18 protein-coding genes and 1 tRNA gene are annotated in these 17,190 nt (G+C 47.8%); 7 read left to right on the top strand and 12 right to left on the bottom strand.

What is annotated here, in order from left to right; genetic code table 11:
• Window positions 1-45 precede the first annotated feature (45 nt).
• The 6 genes from K6Y21_RS07545 (at window position 46) to K6Y21_RS07520 (ending at window position 3,955) form a co-directional block, all read left to right on the top strand.
• Complete coding sequence (locus K6Y21_RS07545; RefSeq protein ID WP_233071179.1) at window positions 46-891, top strand: HDOD domain-containing protein; 846 nt, start codon at window positions 46-48, stop codon at window positions 889-891.
• 118 nt (window positions 892-1,009) lie between these two features.
• Window positions 1,010-1,085 (top strand) — tRNA-Trp (locus K6Y21_RS07540).
• 145 nt (window positions 1,086-1,230) lie between these two features.
• The gene (locus tag K6Y21_RS07535) at window positions 1,231-1,710 is read left to right on the top strand and encodes a DNA polymerase III subunit psi (RefSeq protein ID WP_233071178.1); all 480 of its coding nucleotides are present in this window, start codon (window positions 1,231-1,233) and stop codon (window positions 1,708-1,710) included.
• Window positions 1,707-2,168 (top strand): ribosomal protein S18-alanine N-acetyltransferase, encoded by a 462-nt coding sequence (rimI, locus tag K6Y21_RS07530; protein ID WP_233071177.1) that lies wholly within the window; start codon window positions 1,707-1,709, stop codon window positions 2,166-2,168. The genes K6Y21_RS07535 and rimI overlap by 4 nt, the downstream gene beginning before the upstream one ends.
• The gene (locus tag K6Y21_RS07525; RefSeq protein ID WP_233071176.1) at window positions 2,140-3,099 is read left to right on the top strand and encodes a M23 family metallopeptidase; all 960 of its coding nucleotides are present in this window, start codon (window positions 2,140-2,142) and stop codon (window positions 3,097-3,099) included. Before rimI ends, K6Y21_RS07525 begins: the two co-directional genes overlap by 29 nt.
• A gap of 118 nt (window positions 3,100-3,217) precedes the next feature.
• Window positions 3,218-3,955: an RNA methyltransferase gene (locus K6Y21_RS07520; RefSeq protein ID WP_233071175.1), complete on the top strand. Its 738-nt coding sequence runs from the start codon at window positions 3,218-3,220 to the stop codon at window positions 3,953-3,955.
• Window positions 3,956-4,002: 47 nt separating this feature from the next.
• Here K6Y21_RS07520 and K6Y21_RS07515 read toward each other — a convergent pair whose 3' ends face one another.
• Both K6Y21_RS07515 and K6Y21_RS07510 read right to left on the bottom strand, forming a co-directional pair.
• Window positions 4,003-4,584 carry a DUF922 domain-containing protein gene (locus K6Y21_RS07515; protein WP_233071174.1) on the bottom strand — a complete coding sequence of 194 codons (582 nt, stop codon included), beginning with the start codon at window positions 4,582-4,584 and terminating at the stop codon, window positions 4,003-4,005.
• A gap of 305 nt (window positions 4,585-4,889) precedes the next feature.
• Entirely contained in the window at window positions 4,890-5,627 is a 738-nt protein-coding gene (locus tag K6Y21_RS07510) for a spermidine synthase (RefSeq protein WP_233071173.1), read from the bottom strand.
• A 183-nt stretch (window positions 5,628-5,810) separates the two neighbouring features.
• Between K6Y21_RS07510 and K6Y21_RS07505 the strand changes: the two genes are divergently transcribed.
• On the top strand, window positions 5,811-6,683 hold the full coding sequence (locus tag K6Y21_RS07505; protein ID WP_233071172.1) for a DUF4190 domain-containing protein: 873 nt from the start codon (window positions 5,811-5,813) through the stop codon (window positions 6,681-6,683).
• Between the two features lie 27 nt (window positions 6,684-6,710).
• Here K6Y21_RS07505 and mtgA read toward each other — a convergent pair whose 3' ends face one another.
• The 10 genes from mtgA to K6Y21_RS07455 form a co-directional block, all read right to left on the bottom strand.
• The gene (gene mtgA, locus K6Y21_RS07500; RefSeq protein WP_233071171.1) at window positions 6,711-7,403 is read right to left on the bottom strand and encodes a monofunctional biosynthetic peptidoglycan transglycosylase; all 693 of its coding nucleotides are present in this window, start codon (window positions 7,401-7,403) and stop codon (window positions 6,711-6,713) included.
• 107 nt (window positions 7,404-7,510) lie between these two features.
• Window positions 7,511-8,323, bottom strand: a complete 813-nt coding sequence (locus K6Y21_RS07495) for an HAD family hydrolase (protein WP_233071170.1) — start codon at window positions 8,321-8,323, stop codon at window positions 7,511-7,513.
• 105 nt (window positions 8,324-8,428) lie between these two features.
• Entirely contained in the window at window positions 8,429-9,253 is an 825-nt protein-coding gene (locus tag K6Y21_RS07490; protein ID WP_233071169.1) for a substrate-binding periplasmic protein, read from the bottom strand.
• A 123-nt stretch (window positions 9,254-9,376) separates the two neighbouring features.
• Window positions 9,377-10,240 (bottom strand): copper resistance D family protein, encoded by an 864-nt coding sequence (locus tag K6Y21_RS07485; protein ID WP_233071168.1) that lies wholly within the window; start codon window positions 10,238-10,240, stop codon window positions 9,377-9,379.
• Window positions 10,241-10,254: 14 nt separating this feature from the next.
• Window positions 10,255-10,602, bottom strand: a complete 348-nt coding sequence (locus tag K6Y21_RS07480; protein WP_233071167.1) for a copper resistance CopC family protein — start codon at window positions 10,600-10,602, stop codon at window positions 10,255-10,257.
• A 52-nt stretch (window positions 10,603-10,654) separates the two neighbouring features.
• Window positions 10,655-11,092 carry a DUF411 domain-containing protein gene (locus K6Y21_RS07475; RefSeq protein ID WP_233071166.1) on the bottom strand — a complete coding sequence of 146 codons (438 nt, stop codon included), beginning with the start codon at window positions 11,090-11,092 and terminating at the stop codon, window positions 10,655-10,657.
• An 11-nt stretch (window positions 11,093-11,103) separates the two neighbouring features.
• Complete coding sequence (locus tag K6Y21_RS07470; protein ID WP_233071165.1) at window positions 11,104-11,631, bottom strand: c-type cytochrome; 528 nt, start codon at window positions 11,629-11,631, stop codon at window positions 11,104-11,106.
• A gap of 72 nt (window positions 11,632-11,703) precedes the next feature.
• Complete coding sequence (copI, locus tag K6Y21_RS07465; protein WP_233071358.1) at window positions 11,704-12,285, bottom strand: copper-resistant cuproprotein CopI; 582 nt, start codon at window positions 12,283-12,285, stop codon at window positions 11,704-11,706.
• Between the two features lie 29 nt (window positions 12,286-12,314).
• Window positions 12,315-15,455 carry an efflux RND transporter permease subunit gene (locus tag K6Y21_RS07460; RefSeq protein WP_233071164.1) on the bottom strand — a complete coding sequence of 1,047 codons (3,141 nt, stop codon included), beginning with the start codon at window positions 15,453-15,455 and terminating at the stop codon, window positions 12,315-12,317.
• The gene (locus tag K6Y21_RS07455; RefSeq protein WP_233071163.1) at window positions 15,452-17,179 is read right to left on the bottom strand and encodes an efflux RND transporter periplasmic adaptor subunit; all 1,728 of its coding nucleotides are present in this window, start codon (window positions 17,177-17,179) and stop codon (window positions 15,452-15,454) included. Before K6Y21_RS07455 ends, K6Y21_RS07460 begins: the two co-directional genes overlap by 4 nt.
• Between the last annotated feature and the right edge of the window lie 11 nt (window positions 17,180-17,190).

Genomic DNA, 17,190 nt, shown 5'->3' with positions numbered 1-17,190 from the left:
GCTTTGGCATTTAGGACAGATTATAAAAAATATAAGGATGCAAGCATGGCAATCAATATTACCGAGCAGGAAAGAGCCCTGCTTAAAACGATCAGCATACCGCCACGACCTGAAGTGTTATTAACGGTGTCGGAGGAAGCCCGTAAGCCTGAGCCGAATGTGGCTGTGATTGCTAAAGCGGTGAGTTCCGATGTCGGGATCGCTTCTGCTGTTTTACAAGTGGTTAATTCCGCTGCGTTTCGTCGAGCCAAGGAAATAGAATCGATTCAACAGGCGGTGATGATGTTGGGGCTTAAGCGGATCATTCCGTTAGTCAAAGCCGTGGCGTTAAAATCCAGTATGTCCAACCATCCGTTATTAGATGACTTTTGGCAGCAAGCGACGACCATAGCTCAAGCCTGCTCGGGGGTTGCTAAGTTATTAGGTAAAGAAGAACTCATCGATAATGCCTATATGCTTGGGCTCTTTCATATGTCAGGCGTGCCGGTGATGATGCTAGGCTTCGAGCAGTATCCGGATCTTTATCAACAAGTGGATGATCTCGGTTGGCCTGAATTGACCGAACAAGAGCATAAAACCTTTGGTACGGCGCATACTACCCTAGGCGCATTACTATCCCAGCAATGGTTACTCCCTAAAGCGTTAGTGGAAATCATCTATTACCAGCAAGATGCCGCAGGTTTTTATCAATCAAAAGAGCTGCCTGGTGTTGCATTAGATTTACTGACTATCTTGAAAATTGCCCGTCACGTTGCCATGAAGAGTTGTCAGTCTGAATGGTTGACCGTGCAAGAGCCTATTGCTGAATATTTGGGGTTGGATGATATTGGGCTAGAGGAACTATTAGATCGCGCTGATGAGGGCTTACATCAGTCAAGTCGTGCCGGTTAATCGAGAAGCATGCGCTGATTCGCAGCCAGATGGTGATTAATTCAGCAGTTAAACATAATTTGTAACAAAAGGCTTTACCTTTAAAAATCATTTGGTATTATCTGCCTCGTTGTTCAGCAGGGGTGTAGTTCCAACGGCAGAACGTCGGATTCCAAATCCGAATGTTGGGAGTTCGAATCTCTCCACCCCTGCCAAATTCTAAAAGCCTGACCTTTATGGTCGGGCTTTTTTCGTTTTACGATATCTTTTTGTTTACTCTCCCGTCTTGCTTTTTTCAAGTCGTGTTTTGCGGCCAATTTCGTTACTATTCATGTCCAATTTTGATTTTATTTGGCCGTAATGGATCAGTATCACGCGTATTTACTTCATGAAATGGGGATCACCCCTTGGCAGTTGAATGCTTCGTCAATGGCTGAGCCCTCAGCGAAGGGAGCGACGACCTTGCCGACGACTTTGCCTAAGCCTGATGGCGGCGCGCCGATGGCAGAGCCTGTGGCGACTTCGCCCCTTGATTTATCTTGCTATGAGATAGTCATTCTTGCTGAGCCAACGGCCCTTAATTCGGATTTTGTGGTCGCGGTGCTTAAATCTATGGGGCTGGAGCCAAGTCAAGCCAAAGTGTTATCCATGGATGAGTTCGCGGCTTACCGAGGAGCCATGGCGAAGTGGTTATGGTCGACTCAAGGCGAGATACCCGCCTTGCCTGATAGCAAGGTTATTTTCTCACCAAGTATCGCACAAACCAGCCGAGATCAAGCTGCCAAGCGCACGCTATGGGGCCAAATTAAGTCTTATTTGTCAGGTGAAGGGAATAGATGACGCAATTGAATAACATAGGTGGGAGTATCGTCCCCATGGCCTTAAGTGACCTTGCTAGGGTTTATCAAATTGAGCAGCGTGCCCACCTTTGGCCATGGAGCGAAAATACCTTAAGCGGCAATTTCGGTACGCGATACTTCAATCATGTGTTGCAGCTTGAACAGCGGGTGGTCGGTTACTACATCGCGAGTCAAGCAGGTGTTGAAGCGACATTGCTTAACATTGCGGTTGAGCCAGACGTTCAAGGGGCAGGATATGGTCGTATGCTATTACAACATTTAATTGACCTTGCAAAACAAAAGCAGTTGGAAGAAATTTGGCTAGAAGTGCGGGTCTCTAATGTCGCGGCTTACCAGTTATATCAACAGCTCGGGTTTGTTGAAGTCGATCGTAGAAAGGGATATTACCCCGCACAGGAGGGACGCGAAGATGCCATTATTATGTGCTGTTACCTGTAAACCTTATTCTTCTCTCGTCATCCTCGCTTTGTTATTGATGACAACTGGGGTGCACGCTGCGCGTGATATTTATAAATATCAAGATGACGAGGGCAATTGGGTATTCAGTGATATCCGTCCAAAAGTGGAATTTGACGTCTCTCATCAGCAAGTTGCCGAGCCAGACATTTCGCCGGTTCGTGTGCTACATAAGGTCAGCGAAGGAAATCAATCGGCCCAAATTATCGCCGTGAATAATTACGCCATGCCGGTGACCCTAAGTTTGTCGTTTACTCAACTGGATAATGCGAAGCTGTCTAAACCGTTAACTGAATTATTTCACCTTGATGCCAACTCGCGCCAAGCCATATTAGACGTGATGCCAGCAGCCCCTGGCCAATGGCGTTTTCAGTATCAATATAGCTTTACACCTGGCTCGTTTAATCCCAATTACGACGCTAATTACGCTTATCAGGTTCCGTTTTCTCTTACTCAAACAACTCAAGTGTCGCAGGGCTTTAATGGCGCCTTTACTCATAGTGAACCCCATAGTCGTTATGCCATTGACATTCCTTTACCCGAGGGAACGCCGGTATTGGCCGCTCGGGCGGGTGTGGTGGTTGAAGTGGTGGAAAACAATACCGGAGCGGCCACGGCGGACTTTGCCAAAACTAAAGCAAACGTGGTGCGTTTGGCCCATGATGACGGCAGCATGACGGTTTACGCACATTTAAAAACGTTTTCATCCAAGGTGAGGGTCGGGCAGCGGGTTAATAAAGGCCAAACCTTAGCGCTCTCTGGAAATACAGGGTTTAGTACAGGCCCCCATCTTCATTTTGCGGTCCAAATCAATCAAGCTGGCGAGCTGGTTGCGGTGCCTTTTTTATTGGACATAGAAGGCCAAGCGGTAGCGCCGAGTAAGTCGATGAGGTTTTCCGCAGGCTCGCCTTGAGCGACTCACTGTCATCAGGCCGCCTAGCCAATGGGGTTGAGTTTGAGCTAAACGTTGAGGTTTTTGCTTAATGAAGCGTTTAGTGGAATAATCTCGCCGATAGCCAAGGAGCCTTGTGATGATCACGAAAAACCAACTTAAATTAATCAATTCCCTTGCTCAAAAAAAGTACCGTAAGCAACACGGGCTTTTTTTAGTGCAAGGCGAAAAAAATGTGGTTGAGCTGTTTCGCTCCGACTACGAGTTGCACCAAGTGTTTGCAACTGAGGCGTTTGTTAGCCAACACCAAGGTGAACTAAGGGCTAAGCATGTCGTGATCACCACCCCTGACGCCCTTGCTAAAGCCGGCACATTCAGTTCCAATAATAGTGCTCTTGCCTTGGTCAAGGTACCTAGCCAGTCTGATATTGATGTCGATACGGCTAATAAGTTACTGCTTGCATTAGATGGGGTTTCCGATCCTGGTAACTTGGGCACCTTGATCCGTTTGGCTGACTGGTATGGCATTACCGACATCGTTGTTAGCCAAGACAGTGCCGATTTTTATAATCCTAAAGTGATCAGCGCGACCATGGGGTCTTTTTGTCGGGTGCGTTTACATCGTCTAGACTTGGCCGCGTTTCTTAATCAGCAAACTTGCCCTATTTATGGTGCTTTTTTGGAAGGGGAGAATATACACCAAGCTAAACTAGCCCAATCTGGCATCATAGTGTTAGGCAGTGAGTCTCATGGTATCCGTGGGGCCGTTGCCGACTCCATCAATCATAAAATAACGATCCCGAATTTTGGTCAAGCCGAGTCACTTAATGTGGCAATGGCTGGGGCCATCATCTTAGATAATTTTAAGCGTAACTAATCAGGCCAATTAGCCCTGAAGTTAAACTAACTGGGATATTATTCAGATCAAGGCCAGTAAGCGCCTTGGGTTAAACCAAATTGCGTATCATTGTCATACTGAGCTTCTTTAGCGGGCAGCTGCGTGTCTAACATTTGCTGTGCCAAGGCTTGTGCTTGCGCTTTGACGATATCGCAGCTTGACTGGGCAGGCAATTTCAAAACGGCTTTTTCAATATCAGCAAGGGTTTCTATTGCAATGGTTTTGTGGCCATTTAGGTGATCTTGCACCCCTTGGTAAAAATCGTGCCAGGGGGCTTGTACTGTATCGGGGGCACTGGCTTGATCCAACCACCGAGGTAAATTGTAATCTGCTTTTAGCCAAGTATTTACATGGGAAATGCGACAGCCTTTGTTAGATTGCTCGGTAATAAAAACCCAATCTTTTTGCCACTCGTTGCTGTTATGAAAGGTGCGAGTTTGTGCAAAGTGGGCGTTTTGCTTACTCAGCTGCTCTAGTACGGCTTCGGTGCTTTGACCATAAAAACCTATGTGTTTGTAACGAATGGTAATCTCTGGCGCAGCCAGTGAGGCCTGAGAGATAAGCAAGCAGGAAAGAACAAACCAGACACGTAAACTGAATAACTGCATTTCGACTTCTTTATTGTGTTGAGTTATCTGCTGAATTTAGCATATCTGTTTATTATATATTGGGTTGTCGTACTTGGTGCGTGATACGACGCAAAAAAGATAATAAAAAGGCCTCATTTTGAGGCCTGAAGGGTACCAGTAAGGGGACTTAGGTACCGTTTGTAAAACGTTAAATTACTTCGAGAGAGCTAATCTTGCTAGCTAATGATTGCTGAAAAGGTGCTGAGTCTTTGGAGCAATTGTACTAAGTATGACCATGGCAAATACCAAAGGTTCAACGTTTTTTGTTTGTTTATTGAATTTTTTTAATATATTTTTTTAAACTGACTTAAAAAGCGAGTTAAATCAATGTTTTTTGATTTTTTTAAGTGCAAGGCTTGAGACTTAAGGTGTGCTAACTCCAGTGCTTGTGTCTGGTTGCTGGCAAAGACTATCCAGTTACCCGAACTGACATGACAGCCGTATAAATGACAAAAATGTCGGCGCAGGTTGTGTGCAAATAATTGGCTTTCACTGTGTTCGTGCCAACAATTTAGAATAAGGTAGCCTTGTTGTTTTAACTGTGCGCAACAAGCTTGCAGAAATGCATCGCTCAGTTGGGTTTCGTCGACGCCCGTTGCTTGATAAATATCGGCATAGAGCAGATCTACCTTCTTATTAGGTTGGGTTAGGTAGTGATTGGCATCATCATTCACTAAGGTGATTTTTTTTCCATGAGGCAGGCGAAAAAAGCGCAAGGCAAGATCAATGACGGTGCTTCTTAGCTCAACGGCGGTAATGTTTATGCCGGCTACGCTGTGATGCAATGCATTGACTAGGCACCCGCCACCGAGTCCCAATACTAAGGCCCGTTTGGGCTCGATAAATAGCAAAGAAAGTAGCATTGCCTGAATGTATTCATGCTCTGGCATGGTGGGAGATTGGCTGTTTTGACGACTTTGTTCATCCCCTGGGCCAAAAGACAGCTTGCGTATGCCGTCTTCCTCGATCACCAGTAAGGGACCCCAATCGTCTTGCCCTTGAAAGAGTATTTTATTGCTCAAGAGAGTTCCTAAAAGCGGACATTATTATGGCTAATGCTGCGTGGGTCAATGAGCTCATTGCTTGAGTCATAGATGAAAAGTGAGCTAGCAGTAATTTTTTGGTTGAAGTGAACGATTGTTCTCGCACTCCCATTCTCGCTTTAATATATTAAATTGATTGTTTTTAGAAGAAGTAGTGATTTCATGTTTGGTACCGTTATAGATGTTAACTCTGTCACCCAAGAGGGCGTCATACGCTGTGAAGAGGGTGAGCGTTATCCCTTTCCTTTGGTGTTGTGGCAGGAGCGCTCGCCCCTTCGAGTGATGGACAAGGTCGAGTTTTTTGTTGAACAAGGGGTAGTCAAGTTTGTTGCTGCTAAGAAGCTAACCTTTAGTCATATTGACGAAGCAGAAACCACTGCGCCACAAGAGACGCCAACCTCGCCGCCTGAAGTTGATGAAATCGCGTCCGTTGAATCTGTGTTGCCTGAAGAGGGCGCCGAACAAGCGCAGCCGAGTTCACCCCCGCTAACCGACTCAGCGACAGCGTCGCAAACTGTCCCTGCCACCATTTTGGATATAAACGAAGCAGAGCAAATCGGCCTGCTAAAAGGTGAAGACGATCAGCGCTATGAGTTCCCTTTGTCCCTGTGGCAAGGCGCTAAGCCACCAAGGGCGTTGGATAAAGTGGATATCGTGCTGGAGCAAGGTGAAGTGCGACACGTGATATTAATGGGAACGCAAGTTGCGAGCTCAACACCGCCTGAAGGACAGCTTAGTGAAACCATCAATCAAGCAGGGAAAAATGTGGCCGCGAATGCAGTAAGGTCACCAGATACTTCTTCCCTAGCCATCGTCAGTCTTATCTTTGGTATCCTTGGTTTGTTCTTTTTTGGTTCATTAATTGCCGTGATCTGTGGCCACATTGCCCGCAGTAATATTCGTCAAAGTCAAGGTAAGCTGGCCGGAGATGGCATGGCATTAGCGGGATTAATCATGGGCTATTTAAGCCTGTTTTTAACGTTTGGCTTGGTGGGTATTGCCATGATGGGGTTGGCCTTTGAAGGCCACTTCTAGGCTTGATAGCTCAGGGGAGGCCCCTGACTATTTATCTTCTAATGTGGTGAGATAAGCGTATCCTAACTGGCTCATTTGTTTTCGTATCCAGCCCTCGCGCTTTATTTGGTAAGCGGAGGGCCGAGCTGCATTAAATCGATAGGGATTGGGCAACACCGCGGCCAAGCGCGCACTTTGTGCAGGCGTTAACTGTGCGGCGGACACGCCAAAAAAGTGTTGGCTTGCGGCCTGCGCGCCATAAATACCCGGACCAAATTCGACAATATTAAGGTATATCTCAAGGATCCTCGGCTTATCCCATTGCCATTCAATTAAGAGGGCAAGCCAAGCTTCGATTCCCTTTCGAATCATACTTTTGCCCGGCCAGAGGTACAGATTTTTCACGGTTTGCTGACTTAAGGTGCTGGCTCCTCGCATGGATTTTCCTGCCAGCATGTCATGAAATGCCTGCTCGGTCGCCGCGACATCTATCCCCCGATGGTTATTAAACTGTTGGTCTTCTGCCGCAATCACGGCGAGCTGTAAGTGCTTAGATATTTCAGTTATTTCTACCCAAGCATAACTGGCTTGCTCTGGGTAAGTGGCGGGAGGATTAAACTCTCGCTGCAGTTGCCAGCTCCAAAAAATAGGGTTCACGAATTTTAAGGGCAGAGTGATGAGAACGCTACCTATCAGTAACGTTAAGATCAAACTGAGGCATATTTTTAGTAACCACTTCATGCTTGCTACCCTCTTTTGTTTGGCGCGTCATTATACCTAACAGGCGGCAAACTGAGTAAATAAGATGCATTTTTATGTGGTTGATCAGCCAATATGCCAAGGTGACTTTATGATGCTTGCTCTAAGTGTGCCAATATAGCGCTAGAGAGATAGTTAGCTACGCCAAGCTGGTGAGCATGGCCGATGATCTCGGCATGAGGCACGGCTGCTTTAACGGATTCTGCCGCATTTAGCATCACTTTAGGGTGTGCTGCGTATTTTAGCATCTCAATGTCATTCTCACCGTCGCCAAAGGCCATCACATGGGTCGCATCAAGGTTTAAATGCCGACAAAGTGCATCAACGGCAGTCGCCTTTGATATGCCTTTAGGCATTAACTCTAAACAATGAGGTAAGGAGAACAAGCAATCCAGCTGGCCTTTATACTTAGTTGTTAGCTCAGCTTGCAGCGCTAGCAGACCCGTTCTGTCGCCCCACAAGAAAAATTTAACCGCACGCTTATCTTGGATAAACTGGGGAGTAACCAGTTCACACTTAAAGCCGGCCTTTTCACTGTACGCTTCCAACTTAGGATTGGTCTCGGTTGCGTACCAATTATAGTCGGTGTACATATTTAAAAAGACACCTTCTGGCATCGGATGATGCACGAGATCTTGCGTTATCGCATCTGGGATATAAGCACTGGCGATGATATCGCCATTGGGGGCGATAGCCATGCCACCGTTACAACTGATCATACCGATGGGCCGGTCAATTTTTTTAGCTAAATCGGCAACATCGGTATGGTGGCGTCCGGTAGCGATAGCAAAGGTGCGTCCTGCATCATGTAAATTACGAATAGCGGTTATCGTTTCTGCCGCTAAAGAGTGATCCTCTTGTAATAGGGTTCCGTCTAGATCACTAACAAAAAGCACAGGCATGGCACCTCCAGAAGGGAATAGGGTAATTAAGTCTTAAGTTAGTAGTTTATCCTTTTAAACTTGGCAAAGAAAGAGAACGAGTGTTACATAATGTTACATGGCAGCCTAGTCAACTTGCTGGTTATTGGGCGTTAACCGTGGCATGGGGTAATTAAAGTGCTTATAAAAAATGCCTGCCGTGGTGCCATCCTGCTTCATTTCTGCTAATGCTTTTTTTAATTGCAGCGCTTTTGATTCTCCCTCTAGCTGTTGATTGTTATAGGGGTAACGGACTCTTAACTGATTATTTGGCGTGGTTTTTATCAGCTCAGATTTCAGTGAAAAGCCAAGTTGCATCGGCTGGAACTCACCGCAACATTGCCGATGTAATTTAATGTTAAGGTGCTTATTGTGCTTCATAAACTCGATAAGCGAGGTGAAGTTATACATGTAAAAATCGGCCTTTTGTTGGTCAATCATTTCAGCCGCCATGGCAACGGACAGTTCAGGTGGCTGTTTGATGATAACGTCGAGGTCGTCACTAACGAGCTTGGGACCGCCTTTAGCGATAAGTAAAGTTTTACCGGATAACTGGGCATGATGGGTGATATCAGCTAAGTCGAGATGGGATATGCCCATATAGCCATCGACTAAGCCATTAGGGAAAAAGTGCACGTATTGGGCTCGTTCTGATGTGGGTGTCAGGCCGGGGTAGAAGTCGATATCGCCCGATTCAAGTTTTGCCAATATTCGGCTTTTACTGCTGCGAATAATGGTTAACTGGCAGCCCATTTTAGCGGCTGCCGTCTCATAAAGTTCTTTATATAAACCTGTATTGTCTGGCGCACCAGCGATAAAAGGAGGACGCTGGGTGGTGCGATAGCCCATTATTAACTCGCAAGCCCAAGCTGAACCACTCAGTAGCACTAACAATAGTAACAGCCATCTCATCATCGCCTCCCGCAGATTCATTTAGCCAAGCTGAGATCTAGTCTCAGTATAGATGATGTGTGGCGAATGTTGGTGGCTGCTTGGTTTCTAGCAGCTAGCGTTGACTATGAAAATCCTTGTTGGTTAGTGGGATGGCCCCATTATGCTGGTGAGGGCGCTTGTGATAGCTAAAATGGTAACGGCTAAGGCCACTTCGAGATAAAAACTGCGCAGCCAAATACGGCAATGTTGATGTTGTAAGATTTGGCTGGTGGCATAAAATTTATGCCACGCAGCGATAGCGAGCATCAGGCCAACGAGTGTGATTTTGGCTATCAAGGTATTGCCATATAAGTTATCACTTAGCCCTTGCCAATGAGTTAGTTGATAACTCATCAGCAGCCCACAGCTTAACAGAAGCAGCATGGGCAGTCTGGCCCATTGTCCATAAGTCGTTAATATTTTATGGCTTTGGTGGTAAGGCAAATGACGACATACCAGCCATAGGGGGTAAAAGGACCCAAGCCATAGCCCAGCCGTTAGGCTATGGACGACTAAGGCGATGCTGTGCCAAAAAGGTTGACCAATGGCGTGTCCAGCTTGAGTAAATGCACCACACAGCATCAAACTCGCAAAGATGATGATGCAACCACAGAGTGCTTTGGGCAGCCGCTTTATGAGGATTAAGCACAGTAATATGAGTGCAAAGCCAAGCCAACGCGGGCGCAGCGCATTACCCAGCGCACTTTGCCAGGTGATAGCTAACATGTCAGTATTGAATAAGCCCCGCCAGCCAACATCTAACATTTCGCCGTTGCGCAAAAGGAGCATGGCGCCACTTGCAATTAATCCCATCGTACAACTGAGGTAACAGTAACGGCGTAACTTAGGATAAAGGCTAAAATCAGGTCGAGCGATTAAGCAGCTAATGCCGCCACCAATCGCGCCCGCGATGCTGGCATAGATAGCGACTCTGCATATAAGTATCGCGATTTCCCAATGGGTCATAACGGCGTCCAGGGTTATTTCAGCTCAAAGCCGAAATCGCCTTTCATCAGGTGGCCATCTTCGCCTAAGCCACGCCATTTAACCTGATACTGGCTAGGCGCTAAGTTTGGCAGGGGGATTTGCAACGCCTGTTGCGCGTTCGTTTGGGGTGAGAAATCAATCTCAATTTCTTGCTGAGCGCTATATAAGCTCACGGCAATCAATTGAATGGGGTTAGTAAAGGTCAACTGCAGTGAGCTGGGCGCTTGTGACAGGCTTGCCCCAGCGCTGGGCTGTGAAGACTGTAATTGAGTATGAGCAAAGCTGACATTAATGGTCATAAGGCTGATAATCATCAGCGAGCATAAATAAGTTAGACGCAAAACCGACTCCTTGGTTTGGGTGAAAGGGGGAGATCTTACTCTCCCCAAAGGTTTAGTATTTTTTATAAATGCTTAGACCGTCTTCAGAAAAAGCGATCACATCAAAATCTTTATAGGCTTCACCTGGTTTGGCCATACCGGGTGAATGCATTGGCATGCCAGGCGCCGCCAATCCTTTAATATTTGCTGGACGCTCTTTTAACAGGCGTGCTATGTCGGCCTCTGGTACATGGCCTTCGATTAAATAGCCATCAATGATGGCGCTATGGCAAGACTGTAATTGTGGCGGCATGCCGTGAGCCTGTTTCAGCTCGCTCCAATCTGACTGGTGATGAACCTTCACCTCATAACCCTTTTGCTCCATGATTTGGGCCCACTCGGTGCAGCAGCCGCAGGTGGGGGACTTATAGAGCTCAATAATAGGGTCAGCAAATACCCAACCACTCCATAATAGTAAGGTAAGGTTAAATAACGGTTTGATTAGTTTCATTGACTTCTCTCTTATTGCTTTTTTAAAACAAGTTTTTGCTGATTAATGGTCAAAGTATAGCTGGGCTGATTGGCTTGTAACTCAACACTTTGGGTGTCGTAAGGGGTAATAGTTAGGCTTGCGCTTTGCCCTATGGGCGTTAAATCTAAGCTGACGGCTTGTAAGGTACTATTAAAGATAACCAATTGCAGCGGCCGGTCTTGAGTAAATGTGGCCGTGACTGTGTTTGAGCCATCTTTGAGTTGCCATTCGATCAATTGGTATTGATCTAGCTCGGCCAAGTATTGCACCAAGGATGCGCGTTGCTGCTCATCCAGTGTCGGGCCAAGTAGCTGCATGGTTGGCTCATTAGCAAGGGCATCATTTAGCTTGGCTAAATCTGCGCCGCGGATATTACCGCCCACATTGTTCCCCCCATGAGCATATTTACCGTGGCAAGCGGCGCAGCCATAACCGCCCGCCTTAAGGTATAAATCTTTATCGGCATAACTGGGATTGCTAAGCAGTAATAGCATGGCTAACACAAGCAGCTGTTTCATCTTGATTCCTTGTTGGCTAATGCAGAGCGCACTTTAATTTGTCGTTAAATAATGGCGCTCTGCCATCTTGGCTTATTGTAAGGTGACCTTTTTCACCATGCCCGCTTCACTATGGCCATCGATATTGCAGGCAAACTCTACATTTGGTTCGCCATGAAAATGCCAAAGTAACTGTTTAGCTTTACCGGGTTCAACCTTAACCAAGTTAGTCGCATCGTGAGCATGATGCGGCATGGTTTTCATCATTTCGCGATGTTCTTGCATTTCTTTGGCAGAGCCAATGGCAAATTCATGGTCGATTTTTCCTGTATTCATCACCACAAATTGTACGACGTCATTGGGCTTGATGGTGCCTTCTTGTTTAAAGGTGATTTTCATATCATCACTTAAGATCACATGAACGACCTTATCGGGCTTAGCGCCTGGTGCAGGCATGCCCACATCTGTCATCCCCGGCATGGCTGCCATGGTATCGGCATCCATGTTTGAATGATCCATCTTGCTATGGTCCATATCGCCGTGGTCCATTTCACCATGATTCATGCTGCTGTGGTCCATGTCGCCGTGATCCATGTTGCTATGATCCATTTTTTCAGCAGCCCAACTGGCGTTAACAACTAGGGCTAGGCTTAGGGCTATTAGTGACTTTTTCATATTCATTTCCTCTTGTTAAATCAGTTACTTTATTTATCTGTCAGTGGGTTTAGCTGTATTTCTCTGCTTTTCCAAAGCTGGAAAATGGCGGGTAAAACCAATAAGGTCAGCATTAATGCCGAGGCCATACCGCCAATCATCGGCGCGGCGATGCGTTGCATCACTTCCGAGCCGGTTCCTGTGCCGTACATAATCGGGATCAGGCCAATGATCACCGTGAGCACCGTCATCATCACGGGGCGCACCCGCAGGCCGGCACCTTGTTCGATAGCGCTGGCCAAATCAGCGGCGTTCAGTGCTTGTTCGCGCTCTTTGGCATCCAGCTTTTTGTAGTGCCAAGCTTGGTTTAAATACACCAGCATGATCACACCAATTTCAACGGCGACCCCGGCTAAGGCAATAAAGCCAACCCCAACCGCAATAGAGAAGTTGTAACCTAAGTAGTGCATTAACCACAGACCTCCCACCATCGCCAGTGGCAGGGTTGCCATGATGATCAACACTTCACCCACGCGGCGAAAACTTAAGTAAAGCAGCAGCATAATAATGGCTAGGGTGATCGGCGTGACGATACTCAGACGTGCCTTGGCGCGCTCCATGTACTCATATTGCCCAGACCAAGCCAAGGAGTAGCCCGCTGGCAAATCCAGCTGCTCGGCCACGGCTTGTTTTGCCTCGGCCACGTAAGAGCCAAGATCGCGTCCTTCGATATCGACAAATACCCAGCCATTAGGGCGTGCATTTTCGGTCTTAATCATAGGAGGGCCGTCTTCGTAGCGAATATCGGCCACATCGGCCAGAGCGATACGGGCGCCATTGGGGGTTACCAAGGGTAAGTTCTGCAATTTGACCACAGAGTCACGGTAATCTTGCGGATAACGTACATTGATAGGGTAGCGCTGCAGACCCTCAACGGTTTCGCTGACGTTCATACCGCCCACCGCCGTGGAGATAACTTGCTGAACTTCATTGATATTAAGGCCATAACGCGCCGCGTGGTGGCGTTTAATATCTATGGTCACGTAGCGCCCGCCTGCCACCCGCTCGGCATAAACCGATGCGGTGCCATCCAGTTGATTTAAGATGGGCTCAAGGGCGGCGCCAATGCGCTCGATTTGTTTTAGATCGGGGCCCGCAACCTTAATGCCGATAGGGGTTTTTATCCCCGTGGCCAGCATGTCGATGCGGGTTTTGATTGGCATCACCCAAGCATTGGTTAAACCTGGAAATTGGATCAGCTGATCTAACTCCTTACGCAGTTTTTCCGATGTCATGCCTTCACGCCATTGATCCTTGGGTTTCAATTGGATCACGGTTTCTATCATGGTCAAAGGCGCAGGGTCGGTAGCCGATTCCGCGCGCCCCACCTTGCCCCAAACCGTTTCTACCTCGGGCAGTGTTTTGATCAGCTTATTGGTCTGTTGTAATAGCTCGCGGGCCTTACCGATGGACACACCGGGAAAGGTGGTCGGCATGTACATTAAGTCGCCTTCATCAAGGGGCGGAATAAACTCGCCGCCTAGTTTAGACATCGGGTAGTAAGCCGAGCCCATCAGGATAAGAGCAAGTAAGATCATGGATTTAGGAAAACGCAGGCTGAGTTTTAGCAAAGGGCGATACATGCCGACTAAGCCTTTGTTCACTGGGTTTTTGTGCTCAGGCAAAATTTTACCGCGAATAAAGTAGCCCATTAGCACAGGCACTAAGGTGATGGCTAAACCGGCCGCCGCCGCCATGGCATAGGTTTTGGTAAAGGCCAGTGGCGAGAACATCTTGCCCTCTTGGCCTTCTAAGGCAAACACAGGTAAAAAGCTTAAGGTAATGATCAGCAATGAGAAAAACAGCGGCGCGCCCACTTCCTCGGCGGCTTTAGAAATCACTTGCCAGCGGTTTTTATCGGTCAGCGGCGTGCGCTCTATGTGTTTGTGCACGTTTTCTATCATCACAATTGCGCCATCAACCATGGCGCCGATAGCAATGGCGATCCCCCCCAGCGACATGATATTGGCGTTAATACCTTGCCAATGCATGATGATAAAAGCCGATAAGATGCCCACAGGCAAACTTAATGCGATCACTAAGGATGAGCGAATATGGAATAAAAATAGCGCACAAACGATGGCCACCACGATAAATTCTTCGGCGAGTTTGGTCCAAAGGTTATCGACTGCGGCGTTGATCAAGGTTGAGCGATCGTAAGTGGTCACTATCTCGACCCCTTCCGGTAAGCCTAGTTGCAACTCACTGAGTTTGGTTTTGACCTTAGCAATGACCTCGCTGGCATTCTCGCCAAAGCGCATCACCACCACGCCGCCAACCGCTTCGCCTTCACCGTTTAGCTCGGAAATACCGCGGCGCATTTGTGGCCCTAAGCTAATATCGGCAATATCGCCCAGTAATAACGGCGTACCTTTATCGGTAACCTTAAGCGGGAGCGATTGGATATCTTTAATACTCGATAAGTATCCCGTGGTGCGCACCATATGCTCGGCTTCGGCCACTTCAATCACCGAAGCCCCGCTTTCTTGGTTGCCGTTTTGAATCGCCATATTGACCTGTTGTAAGGTCAAGTTGTAGGCGCGTAACTTAGCAGGGTCGATTTGCACTTGGTACTGCTTGACCATGCCGCCCACGGTGGCGATTTCCGATACGCCATCAACGGTTTGCAGTTCGTACTTTAAAAACCAATCCTGCAAGCTGCGCAGCTCAGCCAGATCGTGTTGGCCGGTTTTATCCTGCAATACATAGCTAAAAATCCAACCCACACCGGTCGCGTCAGGGCCCAGCGTGGGCTTGGCACTGGCCGGCAATTTTGGCGCAACTTGGCTTAAATATTCCAGCACACGTGAACGCGCCCAGTACATGTCGGTGTCATCGTTAAAAATGATGTAAACATAGGAATCACCAAAAAACGAATAGCCGCGTACCGTTTCTGCGCCCGGCACTGCCAACATGGCGGTGGTGAGGGGATAAGTCACTTGGTCCTCAACGACTTGCGGCGCTTGTCCCGGATAGCTGGTTTTGATGATGACCTGCACATCGGAAAGATCGGGCAGGGCATCAACCGGGGTATTTTTAACGCTATACAAACCACCTAACACCAAAAAGACGGTGGCAACCAAGACTAAAAAACGATTATGAATAGACCAGCGAATAATACTTGGGATCATGACTCGCTCCCGTTATCCACGACCTGGATTAAGCGAAATTCGCTACCCTCTTTTTGCAGTAAAAATCGCACGGCTTGACCTTCACTGAGCTGAGTTAAGTCAACCTTGTCATCTACACTGAAATTCATTTCACCGGCTTCCCAGCCAAGCTCTGAGACAGCTTGGTGTGCTAGGGTGATCATGCCAAAGTCTGCCATCAGCATGGTGATCTTGCCTTCTACCCAAACTTGGCTTGGTGCACTGCTTTCGCTGAGTTTAAAGTCGGTAATTTCATAGCCGCCCGCGGCGGTTTTTTGCATTTCAAATTCGATTCCTTGACCGATTTGGGCATCAGCTAAATCAAGGGATTCTATCACGCTAAAATCCATGATCATGCCCGGCCAATCCCACTCCTTAACGGGTTGGTGATTGATGGTGAGCATGTTGTGGCCTGCCATCACCTGAGTAATTTCGCCTTTGGCCCATACCCGTTTGGCTGCGGCGTCGACACCATTAATGCGTGACAAGTCCGCACTTTGGCTGGATTCTGAGTCCAGTAAGAAGTGCGCCGAGGTAACAACCAGATCCTGCTCGTTTAGGCCGGCTAACACTTCGATTTGTTCGCCTGCCTCGCGGCCGACTTCAATGCGCGCCGAGCGAAATTTTCCTTGTCCTAAGGCCAGCACCACGCGGGTCATATCACCGGAGCGGATCACCGCAGAGCGAGGGATGGTCAACACGGCTTGCTGGGTTTTTGGCTGCAAGGTGATGTTGGCAAACATATTTGGTTTTAAGGCAAAATCTGGATTGTCGAACTTTAAACGCATTCTTAAGGTGCGGGTTTTAGCATCTAAAATCGGGTAAACATAGTCCACTTCACCTTGCCAAGTTTGGCCGGGAATAGCATCTAGGGTCATCACGGCTTGGCTGCCAGCACTCACCCAATGGGCTTGGCGCTCAAAAACTTCGGCATCGACCCAAACTTCATCAATGGGGCCGCCGCTGATCACGGCTTGCGCGGGCGATAAATAGCCGCCTTCGCGAATGTTAAGGCTGGCGATAATACCGCTATCTAAGGCTTTAACTTGGATATTTTGCAGCGCTTTCCCGCTGCGTACGATTTGTTTGATTTGCGCTCTATCAACACCTAAGGTCACTAAACGCTCGGTGGCGCCCTTAATTAAACCACTGCGCTGGGTGCGATAAGCGTTGAGTAGCTCTTCTTGCGCTTTGACTAGCTCGGGTGAGTACAAGGTAAAGAGCACATCACCGCGCTGTACTCGCTCACCAATGGCATTGATATAGAGCTTTTCAACCCAGCCACTGACGCGCACATTGGTCTGCCACAAACGACTTTCATCAAAGGCGATGTAGCCTACGGTTTCAATTTGTGGACTAAGGGGCACCATTTTTGCGGCGGCGGTTTTCACGCCTAGGTTATTTTCAACCGCAGGGCTGATGGTGACTGTGCCAGGGGCATCATTACTTCCCGCGAGATCTTCAGCATAAACGGGAACTAAATCCATGCCCATGGGGGATTTGCCCGGTTTGTCGCGTTTGTAATTGGGATCCATTGGCGCCACCCAATAAAGTGGCTCGTTAGCAGCGGCCCCAGCCTGCTGGTGGTCTTGATGCGCTGGTGCACCGAGTAATTGATTCATCAAAGGCTGGCCCACATCGCTGGCGACATAGCCAAGGGCTGCGCCGACAAGTAAGGTGATGGTGGCAATACTGAAGGTCTTCATTCTATCTACTC

Origin of the sequence: Motilimonas eburnea, assembly GCF_021295345.1 — a bacterium.
GTDB lineage: Bacteria > Pseudomonadota > Gammaproteobacteria > Enterobacterales > CBDFNC01 > Motilimonas > Motilimonas eburnea.
This window is presented reverse-complemented; position numbering and strand designations above follow the sequence as displayed.